We start from the raw sequence: 21,933 nt of genomic DNA, 5'->3' as shown, positions 1-21,933 counted from the left end.
AGCAGTTAGAGTTGTTTTACCGTGGTCAACGTGGCCGATAGTACCAACGTTTACGTGCGGTTTAGTACGTTCAAATTTTTCTTTAGACACGATCGTGTTCCTTCCTAGTTATGATTCGCCGCGAACGTTATTGATCACGACGCGCCAGAATTTGCTATTTTATGCGCCAACGTCCGTCAGCGCAATATTTGGACGTATTGATCTTCAAAAAAGTCTTGCTATTTTTAAAGGTTTATACGCCTTATTAGTAACCACGCTCTGCAATGATGGCTTGTGCAAAGTTTTTCGGCACCTCAGCATACTCATTGAACTCCATTGAGTATGATGCGCGACCTTGAGTCGCTGAACGCAAATCAGTTGCATAGCCAAACATTTCAGATAAAGGTACTTGGGCGCGAATGATCTTAATACCCGCCACGCCTTCATCCATACCTTCAATCATGCCGCGGCGACGGTTCAAATCACCAACAACATCACCCATCCAATCTTCAGGAGTGGTTACTTCAACATTCATCATCGGCTCCAGAAGTACAGGTTGTGCTTCTAGTGATCCTTTCTTGAATGCCATTGAGCCAGCGATCTTAAACGCCATCTCGTTAGAGTCAACATCATGGTAAGAACCATCAAACAATGTTGCTTTAATATCTAGTACTGGATAACCAGCTAGAACACCACTGTTCATTTGCTCTTCGATACCTTTCGCTACCGAACTGATGTATTCCTTTGGAACAACACCACCTACAATTTCGTCAACAAAGACAAAACCTTCACCAGGTTCAGATGGCTCCAGTTTGATCCATACGTGACCATACTGGCCGCGACCACCAGATTGACGTACAAATTTACCTTCCACTTCCGCACTACCACGGATAGTTTCTCGATAAGCAACCTGAGGTTTACCAACATTACAGTCAACGCTGAATTCACGTTTCATACGGTCAACTATGATATCTAGGTGAAGCTCACCCATACCAGAAATCAAGGTTTGACCCGTTTCATTATCCGTCTCGACTCGGAAAGATGGATCTTCTGCTGCAAGCTTGCCAAGTGCGATAGCCATTTTTTCTTGATCAGCAACAGAGCGAGGCTCTACCGCGATCTGAATAACAGGTTCGGGGAACTCCATACGCTCCAAAATCACCTTATGATTCTGATCACACAAGGTATCACCTGTCGTTACGTCTTTTAAGCCAATCGCAGCGGCAATATCACCCGCACGAACTTCTTTAATTTCATCACGCTTATTAGAATGCATCTGTACGATACGTCCAAAACGCTCTTTTTTCTGCTTAACGGAGTTGTATACGGCATCGCCAGAGTTCACGACTCCAGAGTACACACGCATAAAAGTCAGAGTACCAACAAAAGGATCGGTGGCAATTTTAAATGCTAGGGCAGAGAAAGGTTCGCTATCGTCTGCATGACGCTCAACTTCATTGTCATTTTCATCAACACCTTTAATTGCCGGAACGTCAACAGGTGATGGCAAGTATTCAACCACTGCGTCTAGCACTGCCTGAACACCTTTGTTTTTAAACGCACTACCACACGTAGCCAATACAATTTCATTGTTTAACGTACGGGTACGAAGTGCTTGTTTAATCTCTGCTTCAGTAAGCTCACCTTCTTCAAGGTACTTATCCATCAGCTCTTCACTTGCTTCTGCCGCTGATTCAATAAGGTTATTGCGCCACTCTTCGGCCATTTCCAGCATGTCAGCAGGGATGTCTTCATAAGTGAAGGTCGTACCTTGGTCTTCTTCGTTCCAATTGATCATTTTCATCTTGATAAGATCAATCACACCTTTGAAGTTTTCCTCAGCACCGACATTGAGCTGAATAGGAACAGGCGTTGCACCAAGACGATTTTTAATTTGATTAATAACACGCAGGAAGTCTGCACCAGCACGGTCCATCTTATTGACGAACACCATACGAGGAACATGGTACTTATCGGCTTGACGCCATACGGTTTCAGATTGAGGCTCAACACCAGAAGAGCCACAGAATACGACAACAGCACCATCCAATACACGTAGAGAGCGCTCTACTTCAATGGTAAAATCAACGTGTCCAGGAGTATCTATGATATTGATGCGGTGATCTTGAAACTGCGCTTCCATACCACGCCAGAAAGTGGTCGTGGCTGCTGAGGTGATTGTGATGCCACGCTCTTGTTCTTGTTCCATCCAGTCCATGGTGGCAGCACCATCGTGAACTTCACCAATTTTATGAGATAGGCCAGTATAGAACAGAATACGTTCGCTTGTGGTGGTTTTACCTGCGTCTACATGAGCAACGATACCAATATTTCGGTAGCGCTCAATAGGTGTTTTACGAGCCACGATTGAATCCTCTTGAATTAGGGACTATTGCTATTTCTAGTTGCATTAAGTTGATGCAGTGTTTTTCTATGCCCTAGATATAGCAATAGTTCCTAGGCTTACGCATAGGAACTAAATGAGTACCGCGAGGAGCCTCGCGGTACTGAAAGGTATTACCAGCGGTAATGAGCGAATGCTTTGTTCGCTTCTGCCATACGGTGAACGTCTTCACGTTTCTTAACAGCAGTACCTTTGTTGTCTGCAGCGTCTAGCATTTCAGCAGCTAGGCGAGCAGCCATAGATTTTTCACCACGCTTACGCGCAGCTTCAACAACCCAGCGCATAGCAAGTGCGTTACGACGAACAGGACGCACTTCTACAGGAACTTGGTACGTTGAACCACCCACACGGCGAGACTTAACTTCTACCGCAGGACGTACATTTTCAAGAGCTTCTTCAAATACAGCTAAGTGATCTTTACCAGATTTCTCAGCCATAGTGTCTAGTGCAGTGTAAACAATTTTCTCTGCAGTAGATTTTTTACCGTCAACCATAAGGATGTTAACGAATTTTGCCAGCAGTTCAGATTTGAACTTAGGATCTGGAAGGATCTTACGCTGACCAATGACGCGACGACGTGGCATGGTATTTCTCCGTTGTCTTATTCTTCAGGTTATCCAAAACTTTTCAGTTTCTTCAAAAATTAATAATGAATTTTTGGTGTTTGGCCTTACTTAACGCTTCTTTATATAAGAAGGGCATTAAGACTTAGGACGCTTCACACCGTACTTAGAACGACCTTGTTTACGGTCATTAACGCCTGCACAGTCAAGTGCACCACGTACAGTGTGGTAACGCACACCAGGAAGGTCTTTAACACGACCACCACGGATTAGAACAACCGAGTGCTCTTGAAGGTTATGACCTTCACCACCGATGTACGAAGTTACTTCGAAACCGTTTGTCAAACGTACACGACAAACTTTACGAAGTGCTGAGTTAGGTTTTTTAGGTGTAGTAGTGTAAACACGAGTACATACACCACGTTTTTGTGGGCACGCTTCTAGTGCTGGCACGTTGCTTTTAACAACTTGCTTCGCACGTGGCTTACGTACCAACTGGTTAATAGTTGCCATTAACTAGCTCCTGAATTACTTGAAAGTAAGCTTTGTGAAAAATCTATCCCCAATTATCAAAGACAATTAGGGACGCAAAATTCTATTCAGCAGTGAGATGTGTGTCAAGAAATATACGAATCTTTTTTATCCAACTCGGATAGGGATGGATAAAGTCCAGCGACCAAAGACGGTATTACGTGAAGTTAATCCCAAGTTAGAGAGTTACGATGCTTCGCAGTAAGAGTAACAAAACCATCATAATCAATGATGTTCACTGCCGAACTGACCTGGTTAATCACTCCTCTCGCTTCCAGATCACTTTGTAAGGCAAAAATATTGAAGCTGTTTAGTGCTGAGTAAAGGTTGTGTTGTGGATTTGCAGCATATACAGCATCTTGAATGAGTATAACGGCATCACTTTCTAGGTAGACTTTGTTTATCTCTTCCAACGCCAAGGGCGACTTCACAATATGTAGCATGGTAATCCTAAAATAAAAGAATTTTATCTGAACAATGAATCTGAGACTGAATACCCTGTGCATCTAATCTTTTAGCCTCAATAATCAGATCAGCCTGTGTTAAGCCTCTTTGTGCCAAGGATTCATTACACACAAATACTTGTTCAATATCATACAGTTCGAATAGCTTAAACATGGGTGCGTAATCCTTACTAAGGATACCTTCAGTTTGCTGACCGACCAGCAATTGATAGACGCCATCGCCTATAAAAATGACTTTAATGTCCTCACAATAGGCAGAAGCGGCCAAAAGCGCTTCCAGCCCTTCACGCCCAGAGGCGCATCCGTGAGGCGCCGTCCTAAATAAATACGTTAACTTACTCAAAACTGCACCACCCTATTTTGAGTCAACATCGCCTCAGCTAAGCTGCCAAGTCCAGCCTGATGAAATCCATTGGCAAGATTATGTTGTTTCAAGTTATGTTGACTAGCCTCATCTTGACTGACAACACCACGACGCAATGCTGCCGCCACGCAAGTTTCCAAACGTACATTATGTTTTTGGGCTAACACCTGCCATGCATTGGCGAGATCAAATTCATCGTTTGCAGGGACACTGAGTGATGTTCCATTGGTTACACCATCTTGATAAAAAAAGACACTCACCAAGCGATGGCCTTGATTGATAAGGCTTGAAGCGAATTGGTAAGCGGTACGTGCAGATTGGTTTCCGTACACAGAACCAGTGACTACCAAGGTATAAGTTAAAGGACTCAACTCTCTTCATCCTCTATTTTGCGCTGACGGATATAGAGATAGACCGTATGTTTAGAAATATTGAGTCTGTCTGCCACTCGATTAATCGCATCCTTGATATCAAAGATGCCCTTATCATACAACTCCATCACTATCTGGCGATTTTTCGTATTGTTTGACACTGATTTATCGGCATTGATCTCCTCAATCGTTCTCTCAACCGTCTTATCCACCAGTTCCTCAACATCACTGGCAAAGTTCACCGAAGATGCGGCTTGCTTTGCTTCTTCTGTCGGCATGAAAGATTGCAATACTTGAGAAAATGGCGCATCAAGATTGACATTCACACACAACAGACCTATCACACGATTTTCACCATTGCGGATAGCGACTGTGATTGACTTCATCAGAACGCCGCCTTTTGCACGAGTAAAGTAGGAGCGTGAAAAATTTCGCTCTGAGCCTTCAATATCACGCAACATCTTAAGCGCAAGGTCTGTGATTGGCGATCCCACCTGACGGCCTGTATTTTCACCATTAGCAATTTTAATTGCGGACGTATTCAGATCTTCCAATGAGTGCAACACGATTTCACAAAATGGGCCTATCAAACTAGCGATCCCATCGACTACTGCCTCATAAGATCTGAGAATAATTTTATCGTGCTCACTAAATGGCATCACATTTACCGATTCCATTTCAAGTAACATGTCCGTATTCACTGTTTCTGTCGTTGTCACTTTTTAAGCCTTAGAGCGAAAAATCAACAAATTGGTGTAAGTTTATCAGAAAATTTGAATAGAACATCTAACCACACCATTATCTAGTGACTTAGAACAAATTATTAACCCAATACAAAAACAAAAGGCCTGAAAAATCAGGCCTTTTATTTAGCAAAAAAGATTGTGCTTACTGCACTGCTTGCTCAGCTTCTTCTGCGTTATCTATTTTCAGTAGTTCCACTTCAAACACAAGCGTAGAGTTCGCAGGAATACTTGGAGTATCTTGCTCGCCATACGCTAGCTCTGGTGGGATAACGAACTTGTACTTAGCCCCGACAGGCATAAGTTGAACGCCTTCAGTCCAACCAGAAATGACTCGGTTTAGAGGGAAGGTTGCTGGCTCACCACGATCATAAGAGCTATCAAATTGAGTGCCATCGATAAGCGTCCCTTTGTAGTGCACCTGAACAGTATCTGTGTCTTTAGGGTGCTCACCTTTTGCAGGAGTCACAACTTGGTAAAGCAAACCAGATTCCGTTTTCTTAACACCTTCTTGCTTGGCGAACTCATTGCGGAAATCATCGCCCGCTTTTTTAGCTTCAGCGGCTTTCTCTGCTGACTGCTTTTGCATTGTTTCAGCGACTCGCTTATCCAAGGACTCAAGTGCAGTTCGAGTTTCTTCCTCGTTAAGTTCTGGTTTTCCTTCAAAGACGTGCTCAATACCTTTAAGCACGAGATCTTTATTGAGGTTGATACCAATTTCATTTGGCTTGTCTAGACTGGAGTTTAGATAATTGGCAAAGGAAACACCTATTGCATAGGCTGCTTTGTCATCGTCCGTTTTAAACTCAACGGTTTTCACTACTGCTTGATCAACTGCAGGCGCCGCATCGGCTTTCGTTTCATCGTCTTTTTGACAACCAACCGCTAACATGACGGTTGCTGCAAGAAGCGACACCTTAAAAATAGATTTCATTTAACTCTCCAATTAATGGCTAACCATTTGTCTTTGTGCACAAATCTGCAATTTTGACTGGTGCATCCAAGTATGTTGTACCACTATAACCAATATGCGTTTAAATTAAACGTTAACTAAAGCGGATCTTTGTAGTTAATGCGAATTATTTTTCACACTCTGTTACTCACGTTTGTCATCGTGGCGTTAAATGGTTGCTTTTTCTCCACTCAAGATGATCAACGATGGGTCATTGAACGTCTTGGCACCACTAGCTTCGCTTTAAGTCGAGACGCCCGATTCGCCTTATTGTACTCCAAAGAGCATCAACTGGTTTTATGGGATCTGAACCAAGGTAAAGAGCTTGCCTCATTGGGCGAACAAGATGCTCAAGCAAGTACTGTTTCTCGAATCCGTATCTCGGATAATGGTCGATATGCAGTCACAGCAACACAAATAAACTTTGCGGTGTGGGATCTTGCTTGGACCCAGGCCAAAGGGCTATGGTCTATATCTGACGGTTTAATTCGAGACATAGACATCAGCAGTAATGGCGAACAAGTATTACTCGGTCTCTCCAATGGCAAAGCCATCTACGTGAACTTAGTCACCGGAAGACGCTTAGAGTTCCTCGCGCACAATGAAAAAGTCAACTCAGTTTCTTTATCTCCTAACGGCCGTTTTGCCCTATCAGGAGGCAATGATTACACCGCCTACCTATGGGATACCCGCACTGGCCAGATTATCAGAAGCTTTAAGCACGAGCAACGCATCAATCGAGTCGCACTACAAAGAGATGGTCTGTTTGCTTTTACGTCTGATGGAGGGAATCAAGCCATCGTCTGGGATTTAAGAACAGGTAAGCAAATCTCTAAATTGCGCAGCTTTTCACGTCAGCTTATTTTCTCCACCGCACGTTTTTCAGACGATGGTGAGTACCTTGTGACTGGAACACCTTCAAGCCGAATTATGGTTTGGAGTACAAAGTCAGGTAAAAGAGTGGATGGATTTGAGGCCGAACCATTAAAAGATACTCGCCCTCCCCGTGCGGTAGTGTATGATGCAGCCTTTGATGATAAAAATAGAGTGGTGTCGGGCTCGTCAGCCGGAATCGCTCAGGCTTGGAAAGTAGATTATTAACCATGACAGAAAAGCACATACAACAACTGGAAAACCGTATCAATGATCTAGAATGTCAGCTTGCCTTTCAAGAACAGACGGTTGAATCTCTCAATGAGGCACTGAGTCAACAGCAGTTATTACTCTCAAAAATGCAAGATCAGATGAAGTATGTCGTTGGCAAGGTCAAAAACCTTGATTCTTCTAACTTAGCCGATCCTGCTCAAGAAACGCCTCCTCCCCACTACTAAAGCGAACATCTAGATAAAAACGTAAGCAATTACAACGCCGGCAACAACTAAACATCCACCAATTCTGCGCAGCTGATTATCTTGTTGTTCACTCAGCTGGCGAACCATATTGCGCCAGCCACTAGGGGCAATCAAGGGTCCCAATCCTTCAACAATTAAAACCAATCCCATCGCCAACCATAAAGAATTTGACATTGTCTTATCTCGAAAAAGAAAGGCTCCTTTATGGAGCCTTTTAAATGAGTTATCGTAATACTATTTGGCAGCAACACCAGACGCTTTATTCATGTACTGGAAGAATTCGCTGTTTGGATCCAAAACTAAGATATCACTCTTATCACTGAAAGATTCTTCATACGCCCGTAGAGAGCGCAAAAAGCTGTAAAATTCAGGATCTTTATTGTATGCCTCTGCATAAATTTTCGCTGCTTTAGCATCTGCCCCGCCTCGCGTCACTCGTGCCGTTTTATCTGCTTCTGCCAGTATGGTGGCGACCTCAAGCTCTGCTTTAGCTCTAATGACTTCTGCCTGCTCACGACCTTGAGAGCGGAACTGACGGGCTACTGACTCACGTTCAGCACGCATACGATTATAGATTGACTGGTTGATACTGTCTGGAAGGTTTATTTTCTTCATCCGGAAATCCACAATATGGATACCCAAATCTTCCAAAGCATCTTTGCGTGTACCATTGAGTACGTTTTTCATAATGATGTCACGCTCGCCATCAACTTCAAGCGCTTCTTTAGCCGCTTCAGTAGTCACTTCTTCACTATCCGCGCTATCAGGGAGAATATCGTTATTGCGAGGTCCAGAAACAATTTGCTTGATCTCTCGCGCACCAATTTCAGAACGAAGCACATCGGTTACTTTGCGGCCAAGTAGTGTTTGAGCCGTACCAACGTCTCCCCCACCTGTCGCCAAATAGTACTGACCAAAATCTTCAATACGCCATTTAACGTATGAATCAATCAATACGTCTTTTTTCTCAAAGGTCACAAAACGATCTGAGCGGCCATCCATGGTTTGGATTTTTGCATCTAGCGTCTTAACATCATCAAATAATGGCATCTTAAAGTGAAGTCCAGGTGTGTAAATACTGGCAATCTCATTATTGTCCTTAAGCACGCGGCCAAAACGAATAACGATACCACGCTCACCTTCAGGAATTACAAATAACGACATCAATAACAACACTAAGCCTACAACTAGTACAGGGATCATTAATTTACGCATCATTAATATCTCCCTTGACGTGAGGTAGAACGAGATGACGAATCAGTACTCTGATTGTTCAATTGTGGCTCCAATTCAATCTGATCATAAGTTGAAGTCTCTTTTATCGAGCGACTTTTTGGCTTAGCTTGGCCTTCTTTTAACTTATCTATTGGCAGATACAAAAGATTACCGCTCGACTTAGAGTCAATCAGTACCTTGGACGTATTGGCATACACCTTTTCCATTGTATCTAGATACAGACGATTACGCGTAACATCAGGAGATGCTTGGTACTCTGGCAACAGCTTTTCAAACTGAGCGACTTGACCCAAAGCCCCATTCACCACTCGCTCACTGTAACCTTGTGCTTCTTGGAGCAAACGTTCTGCACGGCCATTCGCCTTAGGAATAATATCGTTCCGATACGCCTCAGCTTCGCGTTTGAATCGTTGAGCATCTTCCCGAGACGCAGTAGCATCATCAAATGCATCTTTCACTTCTTCCGGAGGCCGAGCGTCTTCAAAGTTCACCGCAACCACTTCAATCCCCATATCGTAACTATCAACAATATTTTCCAAGGTGACTTGCGTATTTTGTCTAATGGATAAACGTCCACTGGTAAGAATACTGTCCATCAATGAATCACCAATAACAGCACGCAGCGCTGAATCCGTTGCTTGGCGCAAGCTATCATCAGCATTAGTCACACGAAATAGGTATTTATATGGATCGGCAACTCGATATTGAATATCCATAGCAACTGTCACCACATTTTCATCTTTGGTCAGCATAAGGCCAGAAGAGCGTAACGAGCGTATCGCCTGAACATTAACGGGTCTCACCTCATCAATAAAACGTGGACGCCAATTCAAACCCGGTCCTACTACTCTATCTTCATATTTTCCGAGACGTAATATAACTCCACGCTCCGCTTCACCAATGGTGTAAAAACCGGAAAAGAACCAAATAGCGATCGCAATTACCGCGATAACACCAAAACCTAGTGCTCCACCTCCGCCACCGATAGAGGCCCCATTGCCACCTTTTCTGCCACCAAACTTTCCACCCAGTTTCTGACTCAGTTTATTAAACACTTCGTCTAAGTCTGGCGGCCCTTGATCACGGCCACCTTTGTTGCCACGATTATTGTTACCCCAAGGGTCATTATCGCGGCCGTTGTTGCCGTTGTTATTACCAGGCTCATTCCACGCCATTAGAAAGCTCCATCATTTGATATGACGTTATACTGTAGCAGTCATTTAAGTAACTATAAAGTCACGAAAAACTGCCCCTTCTCTTTTTTCAAGTCTAGACCAGTCAACCTGTTGCATTCTGACATCGATTAACAGATTACCGTCCTGATCATAGTCTTCTTGTTGAATACACTTCATTTGGGAAAATGTACTGCGCATCCGCCCTTGATACTTGGGTGGTATACGTAAGTGATATTGAACCATTTGACTTGCCAACCTTTCGGTCAAAGCATCAAATAGCAACTCAATACCAATCCCCTCCATCGCCGATACCCATACAGCACGAGGAACACCATTATCGTCTCGCTCAATACGAGGTGTCTGGGATTCAAGGTTATCGATTTTGTTCATCACAAGAAGAGTCGGCACTTCATGAGCATCGATTTCTTCTAATACTTCGTGAACAGCCCCAATATTCTCACGAAAACGTTCATCACTGGCATCAACAACATGTAACAAAATGTCAGCTTCTTGTGTTTCTTGCAGTGTTGCTTTAAAAGCCGCAACCAAATCATGGGGTAAATGTCTTATAAAACCAACCGTGTCTGCCAAAATGGCGGGGCCAACATCTGCAAGATCGATTTTCCTCAGCGTAGGATCCAGCGTAGCAAACAACTGATCGGCAGCGTATACACCAGCATCGGTAATACGATTGAACATGGTCGACTTACCTGCATTGGTGTAGCCAACCAAAGAAACTGTCGGAATTTGTGCTCGGCTTCGAGCTCGCCGACCTTGCTCTCTCTGTTTTGCAACTTTTTCTAAACGACGTAAGATTGCTTTAATACGTTCACGTAATAAACGTCGGTCAGTTTCTAACTGTGTCTCACCTGGCCCTCGCAAACCTATGCCACCTTTTTGCCTTTCAAGGTGGGTCCAACCACGTATCAGCCGAGTTGATATATGACGAAGTTGAGCAAGTTCTACCTGAAGTTTACCTTCATGAGTCCGAGCTCGTTGAGCAAAAATATCCAAAATAAGCCCAGTTCGATCAAGCACGCGGCATTTACACAAAGATTCTAGGTTACGTTCTTGGGCAGGAGAAAGAGCATGGTTAAAAATAACAACATCAGCTCCTGATAACTGCACAACCTGAGCAATTTCTTGAGCCTTACCCTCACCGACATAGTACTTAGGGTGTGGTGACTGGCGACTTCCAGTTACAACTTGTAAACTGGATACTCCAGCAGAAGAAACCAGCATTTCAAATTCGCTGAGATCTTCCCACTCCCCTTCTTGCGTGAAGTTGATATGAACAAGTACGGCTCGCTCACCGGCTTCATAACGGTCAAACAAGCAACCAACTCCTTAAAATGATATAAATATTTGAGTTCAGTTTTTTAATCTTCTGATTTCTCTGATTGACGCTCACCACCTTGAGGACGTTCAGCAGTATGATGACTGACAGGACGAGCAGGAACAACCGTTGAAATAGCGTGTTTGTACACCATTTGATTGACTGTATTTTTAAGTAAAATAACAAACTGATCGAAAGATTCAATCTGACCCTGAAGTTTAATTCCGTTTACTAGGTAGATTGATACAGGAATACGTTCACGACGTAATGCATTTAAGAATGGGTCTTGAAGAGATTGCCCCTTAGCCATTTTATTTTCCTTATTTTGTAATTTTGTTCTAGTTATTTAGCTAGTGGTGCGCGAAATACTAGGTGCGCCTTTGCATCTGAGCTAAACGAATAAAAAAACACCCTGACGTTACTTGTTATGATGGCTTTAGCGCCAAATTTCAAGTAACGGATCTTTTACAAGGTGCATTCACGCAAAAGCGATCACATTATACACAGCTAAAACCGTCAGATACTATCGTATTTGATACAGTTTCCAATGCCTGTTCTATGTTTTCGCTATCTAACCAAGTTAAATCATCCCAGCTGCGTAACCAGGTGATCTGTCGCTTGGCCAACTGGCGGGTAGCACAAATGCCTTTAAAAATAGCTTCATCAAGCGTGCTATTCCCATCCAAATAGTCCCACATCTGCCGATAACCGACACAGCGTATCGAAGGAAGGTCAGGATGTAATCCCTCACGAGCGTATAAATTCCTAACCTCATCTTCAAACCCTGCTTTTATCATCTGCTCAAATCGCAGCTCTATACGGCGATGGAGCTCTGCCCTTTCCTTGGGCGCTATCGCAAACTGCTTCACCCTAAACGGAAGACTATCGCCTTTGGTTTGTGTGAGCTCAGTTAACGTTTTACCTGAAATTCTATACACTTCCAATGCCCGAGACAATCTTTGGGGATCATTAGGGTGGATACGATTTGCAGATATGGGGTCAACTTGCTTAAGTTGATCGTGCAGTACATCCCAACCGTGCGTCAATGCTTCTTGCTCAATTTGCTGACGTATTTCAGGATTTGCAGCGGGTAGTGGTGATAAACCTTCCAATAATGCTTTGTAATAAAGCATTGTCCCTCCAACAAGAAGAGGAATTTTGCCCTGCTGTGAAATATCATGCATCTCTTTAAGCGCATCACGACGAAAGTCTGCCGCTGAGTATGCTTCTATGGGATCCAAGATATTGATTAAACGATGCGGTGCCTTTGACAACTCAATATTGTCTGGTTTAGCCGTACCTATATCCATACCTTGATAGATAAGCGCCGAATCAACCGATATGATCTCAACTGGAAATTTTTCTCGAAGCCGGATAGCTAAATCTGTTTTACCTGATGCGGTCGGCCCCATTAAAAACAGAGCTAGTGGTAATTCTTGTTTCATAAATTCATCGCTGCAATCGTTGCAGAAAAATCTACCGGACAAACAAACGTACGGTCATCTAAAGGTAATCCACCTTGCCAAAGTTGCTCAATTTCCGCAATGATATGGATAGCTTCCGACAAAGTGTAGTCACTTTTGGTCTGGGTAATTTGGTTTGTCAACCAAGTAGAAAACTGTGCTAAATACATGCCCTGCTCTTGCTCTGGAAGAGAGGCGGCATAAGATAGCAGATCTGGCAGCAGTTGTTGTAAATTTTGTTGTCGAAGTGGTTGAGGTACCCCCATCACTATAAGTGATGCTGCATTACGTAACTTAATATCAATACCAAATCGCGTCAAAATAGACATATGCGCCTTGGCAGCCTCCATCTGACGCTCATTTAAGCTTAGTGATAGAGGGATAAGTAATGGTTGGGTTTTCAACTCTCTCTCATCAACAGCAAGTTGCCCACTTATACGTATGTGCTCAGCTTGGACAAGAGATACCAGTCTTGCCCCCTGCTTATCTGCCATAAGTACGTATTGACCATGAATCACACAAATTGCTTTTCCCAGCGTCTCTACGCTTTTTTCCTGAATTGGAGGAAGACCAATGTTTTCATGATGTTTGGTGTCGTTTAATTCGACTGTCTGACAAAAGCTACTCTCGACGGGTGTGTTTAACAGCTGCGCATAAGCTTCAACTTGTTGTTTATTCGGAGCGGGCTCTCCAAATCGTTCTTTACCAGATGACTTTGCGACTTGTCGATCTCGACTATGCCACTCATTGGTTTGCCGCGTCTCTCGGATCTGGTTGGGCTTTCCATCAAACGAAGATTTTTTTTCATAATCAATTTGTCCAGGATAAGCAGGTATACGCTCAATGGCCTCGTTGACGGTTTCACAAACAAATCTATCGGCTTGTCGCTGTGGTTCACTCTCAGTATGGAAAGCGGAAACATTGACTGGTGGTTTTTCAATATGAGCACTTTGGGCTAAGGCGTCACTGAGGGCTTGATAGATAAAATCATGAACTAAACGTGCTTGATGGAAACGCACTTCATGTTTCGCGGGATGCACATTGACATCGACTTGGTGAGGATCGAGTTCAATAAACAATACATAGGTGGCAAACTGTTCTGGGCGCAAGCTATTCTCATAGCTTTGCCGTATTGCATGATTGATCAATTTATCACGCATCATCCGCCCATTCACATAACAATACTGAAGGTCGCTTTGTTGCCTCGCTCCCTCAGGAGTAGTAACCCAGCCGTGCAATTTCAATCCATTGTGCTCAAGTTTTATATTCAGCATATGACGAACAAAGGTACTGCCACAAACCGCAGCGATACGTTTTTCTTCTTGTGCTTGTGTCTGAGCTGATCGATATTGCTTAATCATTTTACCATTATGTTTGAGGTTAATTGTCACCTCAAACCGGCTCAATGCGATACGCTTGAGCAACTCGTCAATATGAGTAAACTCGGTTTTTTCAGTACGCAGGAATTTGCGACGAGCCGGAGTATTAAAAAATAAGTCTAACACTTCAACCGTAGTACCGATTGGGTGGGCAGTGGGCTGCAGTTTTACCTGCATCTCTCGCCCTTCACTATAGGCAGACCACGCCTTTTCCTGTGTCGCAGGACGAGATGTTAGTGTTAAGCGCGATACTGAACTAATACTCGCTAAGGCTTCTCCGCGAAAACCCAAGCTCATGATCGCTTCAAGATCATCGAGAGTGTGGATTTTAGATGTCGCATGGCGGCTCAGTGCCAAGCTGAGCTCATCTTTGACAATACCTTTACCGTTATCCCTCACGCGGATAAGCTTTGCTCCCCCCTTCTCGATATCCACATCAATTCGAGTAGCGCCAGAGTCGAGACTATTTTCCACCAATTCTTTAACAACAGAGGCCGGTCTTTCTACCACTTCTCCTGCTGCAATCTGGTTGGCTAATCTAGCGGGTAAAATCTTGATGGTCATACGAGTCGCTACTTGTGAGGAATAATTAAGACTTGCCCGACAGCAAGTTCATCAGAACGTAAATTGTTTGCTTGACGAATCGTACTGACACCCACTCCGTATTGACGAGCTATTTTACCCAAAAACTCTCCACGTTTGACGGTATGCTTCGTCAATGGTTGATCTTTCATACTGACAGTAATACGTAGTTTTTGTCCCAACTTAAGTGTATCAGTACGTAAGTTGTTTTCTCGCCTAATATCCGCTACGGAAACCTTATAATGGGCGGCAATCTTACCCAAATACTCACCTCTATCAACAGTATGAGTAATGGTTTTCGTTTCTACCGGATTACTAAGTCTAGGTATGGGTACTGAGCCTTTTGCTCTAGGAATAATCAATATCTGGCCAATCGCTAAACTAGAGCTTTTTAATTTATTGGCTTGCATGAGAGCTTTAGTCTCTGTTCCATATTTTTTAGCAATAACAGACAATGACTCTCCACGCTGAACTTTGTGTTTGAGCGACTTACCTCGATTAGCAAACAAGGTGCCTTCAGGTGGACTCGCTTCAAAATACTGCACAATTGCTTTCGCCAAAGCCCTCGCCAGTTTGTCTTGGTGGCTTGCTTGAAACAACAGTCTTTCTTCATTGGGATTAGAGATAAAGCCCGTCTCTACCAACACCGAAGGAATATCAGGTGACTTCAGCACCGCCAAACTAGCGTTTACAGGGTCTGTTTTATGTAGCTTAATCCCAACACCACCCATTTCTTTTAAGATCTGTGTAGCAACTTTATATCCCTCTTTCTGCGAGTGACTAAATTGCAAATCCAGCAAAGTCTGGCTGATATTTTTATCACTGTTGTTTTTCGCCAGAACCTCGCCTGCGCCACCTAGTAATTGAGACTGTTCCTCATGATTTTCAACCCAACGAGCAATTTCTGAGTTAGCCCTGCGAGTGTTAAGAACAAAGACTGACCCACCTCGTGGCTGAGGAGAACTAAACGCATCGGCATGTACAGAGACCAACAGATGGGCCTTATTTGTTCGAGCGATTTCAGAGCGTTTATTTAGGTTAACAAAGTAATCACCGCGACGAGTTAATACTGCTTTCATTCCGGGCACTGCATTGATCTGATCGGCAATTTTCTTTGATATAGCAAGTGTCGCATGTTTTTCATACTTACGAGAGGGGCCTATCGAACCGGGATCTTCGCCGCCGTGGCCAGCATCAATGGCCACCACAATATCGGCTGTCCCAAGCAATTGTGATGCATCACGACTGACTTTGGGTGTACTAACCTTAGAAGTAACTTGCGCGGTAGGCGACGTGGCTCCATGGGGCATATCAATAACCAGTCTGTGTCCATATTGTCCACCAGGGGTCGGGGCAAGTTTAAACAGCTGAGGATCAACACGACGTTTTAGCTCGAACACTAAACGATAGGTGCCTTTTTTTGGGGGGGTACTTCGTCTAATATTCTTGAGTACCGGACTATCAGAAACACTCATCGGTAGCTTAGTATTTAAAGTCGTCTGCTCAAGATCAACGACCAATCTTTGGGGACTACTAAGAGAGAAATAGCTGTATTGTGCTTCTGAAGCAAGATCAATAACCACTCGCGTTTCATCAGGAGATGGCCACACTCGTATACCTTGTAAAGCGTTTGCCCAGACAGATACCGGTATAACCAAAACACAAAAAGCGTAGACAAGCTTCGAAAATATATTGGTTGTCATAACTCTAATTGCTCAACTAATTGAGAACCATAAGCGTTGTTGGCAACAATTTCTGCATTGCGTTGCTCGCCATCATAACTCAGCACAATATCCAAATCTGCACATGGAAGCAGTCCTTCTCCTTTCTCAGGCCACTCCACAAGACAAATAGCATCTGAAGTAAAATAATCTCGAATTCCCATGAACTCCAATTCTTCTGGGTCTGATAAACGATAAAGATCGAAGTGATAAACCTGCCACTGACCCAAAAGGTATGGCTCAACTAAGGTATAGGTCGGGCTTTTAACATTACCAGAATGGCCAAGAGCTCGCACAAAGCCTCGGCTCAACGTCGTTTTACCCGCGCCTAAACTCCCGTGTAAATAGATAGTCGTTTGCTTAGTACATAGATTTGCCAACTGCTTTCCCAAGTCAATAGTGGCCTGTTCATCTTTAAGGGCAAACTGTTTCGTGGTCATGAAGATCAATCTCTGCTGGGTGACGATGTAAATACAAAAAGATTAAGAATAGTAAACTGGGTTGGAATTATCAGACAAGACCTGTTGTGTAAGTAAAAACCAAATTCCTGTTATTCTGGCATGAATTCTCTATTTTGGCTGCTAGATTCAATAAAAAAGATCCGGTAAAATCCGCTCCCCATTTCACAGAGCTATAAGAATGAACTATCAAGAGCTAGCGAACAAGATCAAAGTCTGGGCAAAAGAGCTTGGTTTTCAAAAAGCAGGCATATGTGATATTGATTTACGGGATCATGAGGCCAACTTACAAAACTGGTTGGACGCTGGATACCACGGGGATATGGACTGGATGGCTCGACATGGAATGATGCGAGCAAGACCTAGTGAACTTGTTCCTGGCACTATGAGAGTAATCAGTGTCCGGATGGATTATCTGCCTCCAGAAGCTCAATTCGCCGCCAACCTTGCACAACCAAATCATGCCTATATTAGTCGCTACGCACTTGGCAGAGACTATCATAAACTCGTCCGTAACCAATTAAAAAAGCTCGGAGAAAGGATTGAACGAGAAGTCGGGCACTATGGCTATCGCCCCTTTGTTGACTCAGCCCCTATATTGGAGCGTCCTTTAGCACAAAAAGCTGGATTGGGTTGGACGGGAAAGCATTCACTTCTACTCGACAAAGACTGCGGTTCTTGGTTTTTCTTAGGGGAGCTCTTAGTTGACTTGCCTCTCCCTATTGATCCTCCTCACCAAGGCGACTGTGGTAAATGTTCCTCCTGCATTACTTCCTGCCCAACCCAAGCTATAGTTGCAGATGGTGTCGTCAACGCCAAGCGCTGCATTTCATATTTGACCATTGAATTTAGCGGTGTTATTCCCGAGGAATTTCGCAAGCTTATAGGAAACCGCATTTATGGGTGTGATGACTGCCAGCTCGTCTGCCCATGGAACCGCTTTGCAAAATTGACTCATGAAGAAGACTTTCACCGCCGCACGGTTTTATCTTCCCCAGATCTTGTTGCTCTTTTTGCATGGGATGAAAAAACCTTTTTGGAAAACATGCAAGGATCAGCCATTCGTAGAATAGGGCACATGCAATGGCTGCGAAATTTAGCCATTGCGATGGGCAATGCCCCATATTCAACTACTATTATCGATGCACTCAAACAACGGTTAGGGATGAGTACGGCATTAGATGAACATATTAATTGGGCAATTGAGCAGCAAGTCACACAAATTCCTAACTCTTCAACTAAGCTGGATAGGCTGATAAGAATTGTTCAGAAAGGATTGCCAAGAGACGCGTAAAAGTTTCATAAATTCATTGGCAATAATATGACCTGGCTCTAAAGATAGTAAATGTGGAAAAATCAAAATTTGCTTGATTGTTTCCTTTCAGAAACAGAAGTTAATCACATTTAGTACCTATGACCAAGATCAATAAATAATCACTTAATGATCAAGTAAATAATTCCAAGCGGCATTAAATTTTCCAACAAAATCTTTTATATACATAGAGTTATAGAGATTCATAATAAGAAAAAAACCCTTCAATTGCCAAAAAGATCATTTATAGTTCTTCTGAAATTGAATTAATTTTCAAGTTACTCACCACTTTATCCACAAGAAAAATTCTGTGGATAAGTCTGTTAGCTTTTTAATCAAATCCAGATATTTTGTGGCTTTAGCGGAGGCAGGAAGCAAAAGACAATACTGCTTCAGCGTTAAAAACGCTTTATGTAATGGCTTAGCTGGAAAACTCGGCAATTTTGTGGTTTATGCTTCTCAGCATTATAAAAAAGAGCAATGACTTTGTGCCACTTCTAGCATCTAGTCTAAGAGGAATTTAGCTTCTGGTACCAACTATCAATCGATAAGACTTATTTTTCTTATGAATAGATAAATTTTAAATACATTGAGCTACAAAAAAGAAAAATTTGGTTGCGGGGGCCGGATTTGAACCGACGACCTTCGGGTTATGAGCCCGACGAGCTACCAAGCTGCTCCACCCCGCGTCCATATTCATCATTAAGCATGATGACAACTATAAATCTGGAGCGACACACGAGGTTCCCTATTCATAATAAAAAGGCGTGACCTCAATCTTAGCAAGATTGCGCTCTATCAACAGAGCGAGTGTCGCTTGCTTCACCATTAAGTATGATGACAACTATAAATCTGGAGCGACACACGAGGTTCCCTATTCATAATAAAAAGGCGTGACCTCAATCTTAGCAAGATTGCGCTCTATCAACAGAGCGAGTGTCGCTTGCTTCACCATTAAGCATGATGACAACTATAAATTGGAGCGACACACGAGGTTCCCTATTCATAATAAAAAGGCGTGACCTCAACCTTGGCAAGGTTGCGCTCTATCAACAGAGCCAGTGTCGCTTGCTTCACCATTAAGTATGATGACAACTATAAATCTGGAGCGACACACGAGGTTCGAACTCGTGACCTCAACCTTGGCAAGGTTGCGCTCTACCAACTGAGCTAGTGTCGCAAATTTGGTTGCGGGGGCCGGATTTGAACCGACGACCTTCGGGTTATGAGCCCGACGAGCTACCAAGCTGCTCCACCCCGCGTCCGTATTCACCATTAAGCATGATGACAACTATAAATTGGAGCGACACACGAGGTTCGAACTCGTGACCTCAACCTTGGCAAGGTTGCGCTCTACCAACTGAGCTAGTGTCGCAAATTTGGTTGCGGGGGCCGGATTTGAACCGACGACCTTCGGGTTATGAGCCCGACGAGCTACCAAGCTGCTCCACCCCGCGTCCGTATTCACCATTAAGTATGATGACAACTATAAATCTGGAGCGACACACGAGGTTCGAACTCGTGACCTCAACCTTGGCAAGGTTGCGCTCTACCAACTGAGCTAGTGTCGCATTCACAACGTTTATGTCGTGTAGGGCTGCGAATTATAAGAGCATTTTTTTGTGATGCAAGTCCTTACAGTAAAAAAAAACAGTTTTTTTTCTGTTTGATGAAAAAGAACACAAAATCACGATGACCTATTTCGATAAAGACGGTTTGATATTCTATCACGGTGGGAAACAATGAGCCGTTTATATTTTGAAAACCGTTTGCCGATAATACTTTAACTCTGCAATTGATTCACGAATATCATCTAGCGCTAGGTGACTGCCAGATTTAGAGAAACCACTCAACACTTGGGTATCCCAACGACGTACCAACTCCTTGATAGTACTGACATCGATATAACGATAGTGAAAATATTCTTCCAGTTCCGGCATGTGCTGGTAAAGAAAACGTCTGTCTTGACCAACGCTATTACCACAAATCGGCGAAGCGCCCTTAGGAACCCACTTTTCTAAAAATTCTATGGTCTGAGCTACTGCCTCTTGCTCAGTTATTTGGCTTGCCCGAACTCGTGCAACGAGGCCACTGCCAGTGTGTGTCCGAGTACACCATTCATCCATTTTAGCCAGTTCTTGTTCTGATTGAAAAATAGCAAGCACTGGCCCTTGAGCTAGAATGTTTAACTCACCATCTGTAACGATAGTAGCAATTTCAATGACTTTATGGGCTTGGGGATCCAACCCAGTCATTTCTAGATCAATCCAAATTAAATTTTGATCGCTAAAGGACATAAATCGTTGCCTATTGGTTTTATGCTAAAAAAGGTACTATACCCAAATTCTGATCCTCAGGATAGATAACCTAGGGTCATCTAGATCAATCATAGTTAAGTAGACAATTGTGGCAAAAAAGAAAAAGCTAACCAAAGGTCAAGTCCGGCGAGTACGGAGCAATCAAAAACGTAAACTGACCAAAGATGATGCATTCCAGTGGGAAGAATCGATGCTGGGTACAACCCAAAAAGGCTTAGTTATCACTCGATTCGGGCAACATGCTGATATTGAAGACCTGGAGAGTGGAGAGATACATCGCTGTAATTTACGGCGTGGGATTGAAACTTTAGTCTCTGGTGACAACGTCATATGGAGACCGGGCCTCGAATCGATGGAAGGTATTAATGGTGTCGTTGAAGCGGTTGAGCCTCGTAAATCTGTATTAACTCGCCCAGATTACTATGATGGTTTAAAGCCAGTTGCTGCCAATGTTGAACAAATGGTTATCGTGTCTTCGGTGCTCCCAGAGCTGTCTCTTAACATCATAGATCGCTACTTAGTCGCCGCAGAAACACTCCATATTGCACCACTATTAGTGCTCAACAAAATAGACCTTTTAGAAGAAAAACAACGCATTGAGTATCTCCAACAATTAAAAGAGTATCAACGTATAGGATATAATGTATTGCTCGTAAGCAAGGAAACTGGTGAAGGTATTGCCGAGCTAGAGGCTAAGCTAAAAAATCAAGTGAATATTTTTGTTGGTCAATCTGGTGTTGGGAAGTCAAGTTTAGTCAACGCATTGATACCTGAATTTAATGTCGAAGAAGGCGAAATTTCCGAAAACTCTGGCTTGGGGCAACACACAACAACAGCCTCTCGCCTATACCATATTCCAACAGGTGGCAACCTCATCGATTCTCCCGGTGTTCGAGAATTTGGCTTATGGCATTTGGCGCCAGAAGAAGTGACCAAAGCATTCATTGAATTTCGACCTTATCTAGGCGGATGCAAATTCCGCGACTGTAAGCATAAAGATGATCCTGGATGTGCACTACGTGAAGCCGTAGACAAACAGGAAATCAGTGAGACACGATACGAAAATTACCACCGAATTATCGAGAGCATGGTAGAGGTCAAGGCTAACCGCCAATATTCACGTGACAAAAAAGCCGATCTCTAGAGTTAAATTAACAGCTGAGGATGCTGACTTTACGGGTAAAGTTGAGTAGTATTCTCTGCCCCAAAGTAAGCAAACATTCAGTTAGC

At 43.4% G+C, this 21,933-nt stretch carries 24 protein-coding genes and 7 tRNA genes; 5 read left to right on the top strand and 26 right to left on the bottom strand.

The window, feature by feature from the left end; translation table 11 throughout:
• From QQK21_RS00710 to fkpA, 9 genes are all read right to left on the bottom strand, one after another.
• A partial coding sequence (locus QQK21_RS00710) for a GTP-binding protein (protein ID WP_001982298.1) occupies nucleotides 1-90 on the bottom strand: 90 nt, incomplete at its 3' end.
• A gap of 154 nt (nucleotides 91-244) precedes the next feature.
• Nucleotides 245-2,344 (bottom strand): elongation factor G, encoded by a 2,100-nt coding sequence (gene fusA / locus QQK21_RS00705; protein WP_284190282.1) that lies wholly within the window; start codon nucleotides 2,342-2,344, stop codon nucleotides 245-247.
• Nucleotides 2,345-2,496: 152 nt separating this feature from the next.
• Entirely contained in the window at nucleotides 2,497-2,967 is a 471-nt protein-coding gene (rpsG, locus tag QQK21_RS00700) for a 30S ribosomal protein S7 (RefSeq protein ID WP_114788003.1), read from the bottom strand.
• Nucleotides 2,968-3,084: 117 nt separating this feature from the next.
• On the bottom strand, nucleotides 3,085-3,459 hold the full coding sequence (gene rpsL / locus QQK21_RS00695) for a 30S ribosomal protein S12 (protein ID WP_004399892.1): 375 nt from the start codon (nucleotides 3,457-3,459) through the stop codon (nucleotides 3,085-3,087).
• 185 nt (nucleotides 3,460-3,644) lie between these two features.
• Nucleotides 3,645-3,920 carry a sulfurtransferase complex subunit TusB gene (gene tusB / locus QQK21_RS00690; protein ID WP_284190281.1) on the bottom strand — a complete coding sequence of 92 codons (276 nt, stop codon included), beginning with the start codon at nucleotides 3,918-3,920 and terminating at the stop codon, nucleotides 3,645-3,647.
• Nucleotides 3,921-3,927: 7 nt separating this feature from the next.
• On the bottom strand, nucleotides 3,928-4,284 hold the full coding sequence (tusC, locus tag QQK21_RS00685) for a sulfurtransferase complex subunit TusC (protein ID WP_284190280.1): 357 nt from the start codon (nucleotides 4,282-4,284) through the stop codon (nucleotides 3,928-3,930).
• The gene (gene tusD, locus QQK21_RS00680) at nucleotides 4,281-4,676 is read right to left on the bottom strand and encodes a sulfurtransferase complex subunit TusD (RefSeq protein ID WP_284190279.1); all 396 of its coding nucleotides are present in this window, start codon (nucleotides 4,674-4,676) and stop codon (nucleotides 4,281-4,283) included. The genes tusC and tusD overlap by 4 nt, the downstream gene beginning before the upstream one ends.
• Entirely contained in the window at nucleotides 4,673-5,395 is a 723-nt protein-coding gene (locus QQK21_RS00675) for a helix-turn-helix transcriptional regulator (protein ID WP_284190278.1), read from the bottom strand. The genes tusD and QQK21_RS00675 overlap by 4 nt, the downstream gene beginning before the upstream one ends.
• Before the next feature lie 169 nt (nucleotides 5,396-5,564).
• A complete protein-coding gene (gene fkpA, locus QQK21_RS00670) occupies nucleotides 5,565-6,353 on the bottom strand; it encodes an FKBP-type peptidyl-prolyl cis-trans isomerase (protein ID WP_284190277.1) in 789 nt (262 codons plus the stop codon).
• Nucleotides 6,354-6,491: 138 nt separating this feature from the next.
• Between fkpA and QQK21_RS00665 the strand changes: the two genes are divergently transcribed.
• Together QQK21_RS00665 and QQK21_RS00660 are read left to right on the top strand one after the other, a co-directional pair.
• On the top strand, nucleotides 6,492-7,472 hold the full coding sequence (locus QQK21_RS00665) for a WD40 repeat domain-containing protein (protein WP_284190276.1): 981 nt from the start codon (nucleotides 6,492-6,494) through the stop codon (nucleotides 7,470-7,472).
• A 2-nt stretch (nucleotides 7,473-7,474) separates the two neighbouring features.
• Nucleotides 7,475-7,702, top strand: coding sequence for a SlyX family protein (locus QQK21_RS00660; RefSeq protein ID WP_284190275.1), 228 nt, complete (start codon nucleotides 7,475-7,477; stop codon nucleotides 7,700-7,702).
• 9 nt (nucleotides 7,703-7,711) lie between these two features.
• Here QQK21_RS00660 and QQK21_RS00655 read toward each other — a convergent pair whose 3' ends face one another.
• The 9 genes from QQK21_RS00655 to tsaE form a co-directional block, all read right to left on the bottom strand.
• Nucleotides 7,712-7,897: a DUF2065 domain-containing protein gene (locus QQK21_RS00655; protein WP_284190274.1), complete on the bottom strand. Its 186-nt coding sequence runs from the start codon at nucleotides 7,895-7,897 to the stop codon at nucleotides 7,712-7,714.
• 60 nt (nucleotides 7,898-7,957) lie between these two features.
• Nucleotides 7,958-8,938: a protease modulator HflC gene (hflC, locus tag QQK21_RS00650; protein ID WP_284190284.1), complete on the bottom strand. Its 981-nt coding sequence runs from the start codon at nucleotides 8,936-8,938 to the stop codon at nucleotides 7,958-7,960.
• Nucleotides 8,939-8,940: 2 nt separating this feature from the next.
• Complete coding sequence (gene hflK / locus QQK21_RS00645; RefSeq protein WP_284190273.1) at nucleotides 8,941-10,134, bottom strand: FtsH protease activity modulator HflK; 1,194 nt, start codon at nucleotides 10,132-10,134, stop codon at nucleotides 8,941-8,943.
• 45 nt (nucleotides 10,135-10,179) lie between these two features.
• Nucleotides 10,180-11,469, bottom strand: coding sequence for a ribosome rescue GTPase HflX (hflX, locus tag QQK21_RS00640; RefSeq protein WP_284190272.1), 1,290 nt, complete (start codon nucleotides 11,467-11,469; stop codon nucleotides 10,180-10,182).
• A gap of 44 nt (nucleotides 11,470-11,513) precedes the next feature.
• Nucleotides 11,514-11,780, bottom strand: coding sequence for an RNA chaperone Hfq (gene hfq / locus QQK21_RS00635; protein ID WP_284190271.1), 267 nt, complete (start codon nucleotides 11,778-11,780; stop codon nucleotides 11,514-11,516).
• Between the two features lie 187 nt (nucleotides 11,781-11,967).
• Nucleotides 11,968-12,915, bottom strand: a complete 948-nt coding sequence (miaA, locus tag QQK21_RS00630; protein ID WP_284190270.1) for a tRNA (adenosine(37)-N6)-dimethylallyltransferase MiaA — start codon at nucleotides 12,913-12,915, stop codon at nucleotides 11,968-11,970.
• Nucleotides 12,912-14,876 carry a DNA mismatch repair endonuclease MutL gene (gene mutL / locus QQK21_RS00625; protein ID WP_284190269.1) on the bottom strand — a complete coding sequence of 655 codons (1,965 nt, stop codon included), beginning with the start codon at nucleotides 14,874-14,876 and terminating at the stop codon, nucleotides 12,912-12,914. Before mutL ends, miaA begins: the two co-directional genes overlap by 4 nt.
• 8 nt (nucleotides 14,877-14,884) lie before the next feature.
• A complete protein-coding gene (locus QQK21_RS00620; RefSeq protein WP_284190268.1) occupies nucleotides 14,885-16,597 on the bottom strand; it encodes a LysM peptidoglycan-binding domain-containing protein in 1,713 nt (570 codons plus the stop codon).
• Nucleotides 16,594-17,055 (bottom strand): tRNA (adenosine(37)-N6)-threonylcarbamoyltransferase complex ATPase subunit type 1 TsaE, encoded by a 462-nt coding sequence (tsaE, locus tag QQK21_RS00615; protein ID WP_284190267.1) that lies wholly within the window; start codon nucleotides 17,053-17,055, stop codon nucleotides 16,594-16,596. The genes QQK21_RS00620 and tsaE overlap by 4 nt, the downstream gene beginning before the upstream one ends.
• Nucleotides 17,056-17,254: 199 nt before the next feature.
• Between tsaE and queG the strand changes: the two genes are divergently transcribed.
• Nucleotides 17,255-18,367, top strand: a complete 1,113-nt coding sequence (gene queG / locus QQK21_RS00610) for a tRNA epoxyqueuosine(34) reductase QueG (protein WP_284190266.1) — start codon at nucleotides 17,255-17,257, stop codon at nucleotides 18,365-18,367.
• A gap of 328 nt (nucleotides 18,368-18,695) precedes the next feature.
• Nucleotides 18,696-18,869: a hypothetical protein gene (locus QQK21_RS00605; protein WP_284190265.1), complete on the top strand. Its 174-nt coding sequence runs from the start codon at nucleotides 18,696-18,698 to the stop codon at nucleotides 18,867-18,869.
• 128 nt (nucleotides 18,870-18,997) lie between these two features.
• Here the strand turns inward: QQK21_RS00605 and QQK21_RS00600 are convergent.
• The 8 genes from QQK21_RS00600 to orn form a co-directional block, all read right to left on the bottom strand.
• Nucleotides 18,998-19,074, bottom strand: a tRNA-Met gene (locus QQK21_RS00600).
• A gap of 289 nt (nucleotides 19,075-19,363) precedes the next feature.
• Nucleotides 19,364-19,453 (bottom strand) — tRNA-Gly (locus QQK21_RS00595).
• Between the two features lie 36 nt (nucleotides 19,454-19,489).
• Nucleotides 19,490-19,565 (bottom strand) — tRNA-Gly (locus QQK21_RS00590).
• Between the two features lie 5 nt (nucleotides 19,566-19,570).
• A tRNA-Met gene (locus tag QQK21_RS00585) sits at nucleotides 19,571-19,647 on the bottom strand.
• Nucleotides 19,648-19,684: 37 nt separating this feature from the next.
• Nucleotides 19,685-19,760: transfer RNA gene (locus QQK21_RS00580), tRNA-Gly, on the bottom strand.
• Nucleotides 19,761-19,765: 5 nt separating this feature from the next.
• A tRNA-Met gene (locus QQK21_RS00575) sits at nucleotides 19,766-19,842 on the bottom strand.
• A gap of 38 nt (nucleotides 19,843-19,880) precedes the next feature.
• Nucleotides 19,881-19,956 (bottom strand) — tRNA-Gly (locus QQK21_RS00570).
• Between the two features lie 180 nt (nucleotides 19,957-20,136).
• Nucleotides 20,137-20,682 carry an oligoribonuclease gene (gene orn, locus QQK21_RS00565; protein ID WP_284190264.1) on the bottom strand — a complete coding sequence of 182 codons (546 nt, stop codon included), beginning with the start codon at nucleotides 20,680-20,682 and terminating at the stop codon, nucleotides 20,137-20,139.
• Nucleotides 20,683-20,791: 109 nt separating this feature from the next.
• Between orn and rsgA the strand changes: the two genes are divergently transcribed.
• The gene (gene rsgA, locus QQK21_RS00560; protein ID WP_284190263.1) at nucleotides 20,792-21,847 is read left to right on the top strand and encodes a small ribosomal subunit biogenesis GTPase RsgA; all 1,056 of its coding nucleotides are present in this window, start codon (nucleotides 20,792-20,794) and stop codon (nucleotides 21,845-21,847) included.
• Nucleotides 21,848-21,933: the final 86 nt, after the last annotated feature.

Origin of the sequence: Vibrio zhanjiangensis (assembly GCF_030161235.1) — a bacterium.
Taxonomy (GTDB): domain Bacteria; phylum Pseudomonadota; class Gammaproteobacteria; order Enterobacterales; family Vibrionaceae; genus Vibrio; species Vibrio zhanjiangensis.
Note: the sequence above shows the minus strand (reverse complement) of the source record. Positions and strands in the feature narration are given on the sequence as shown.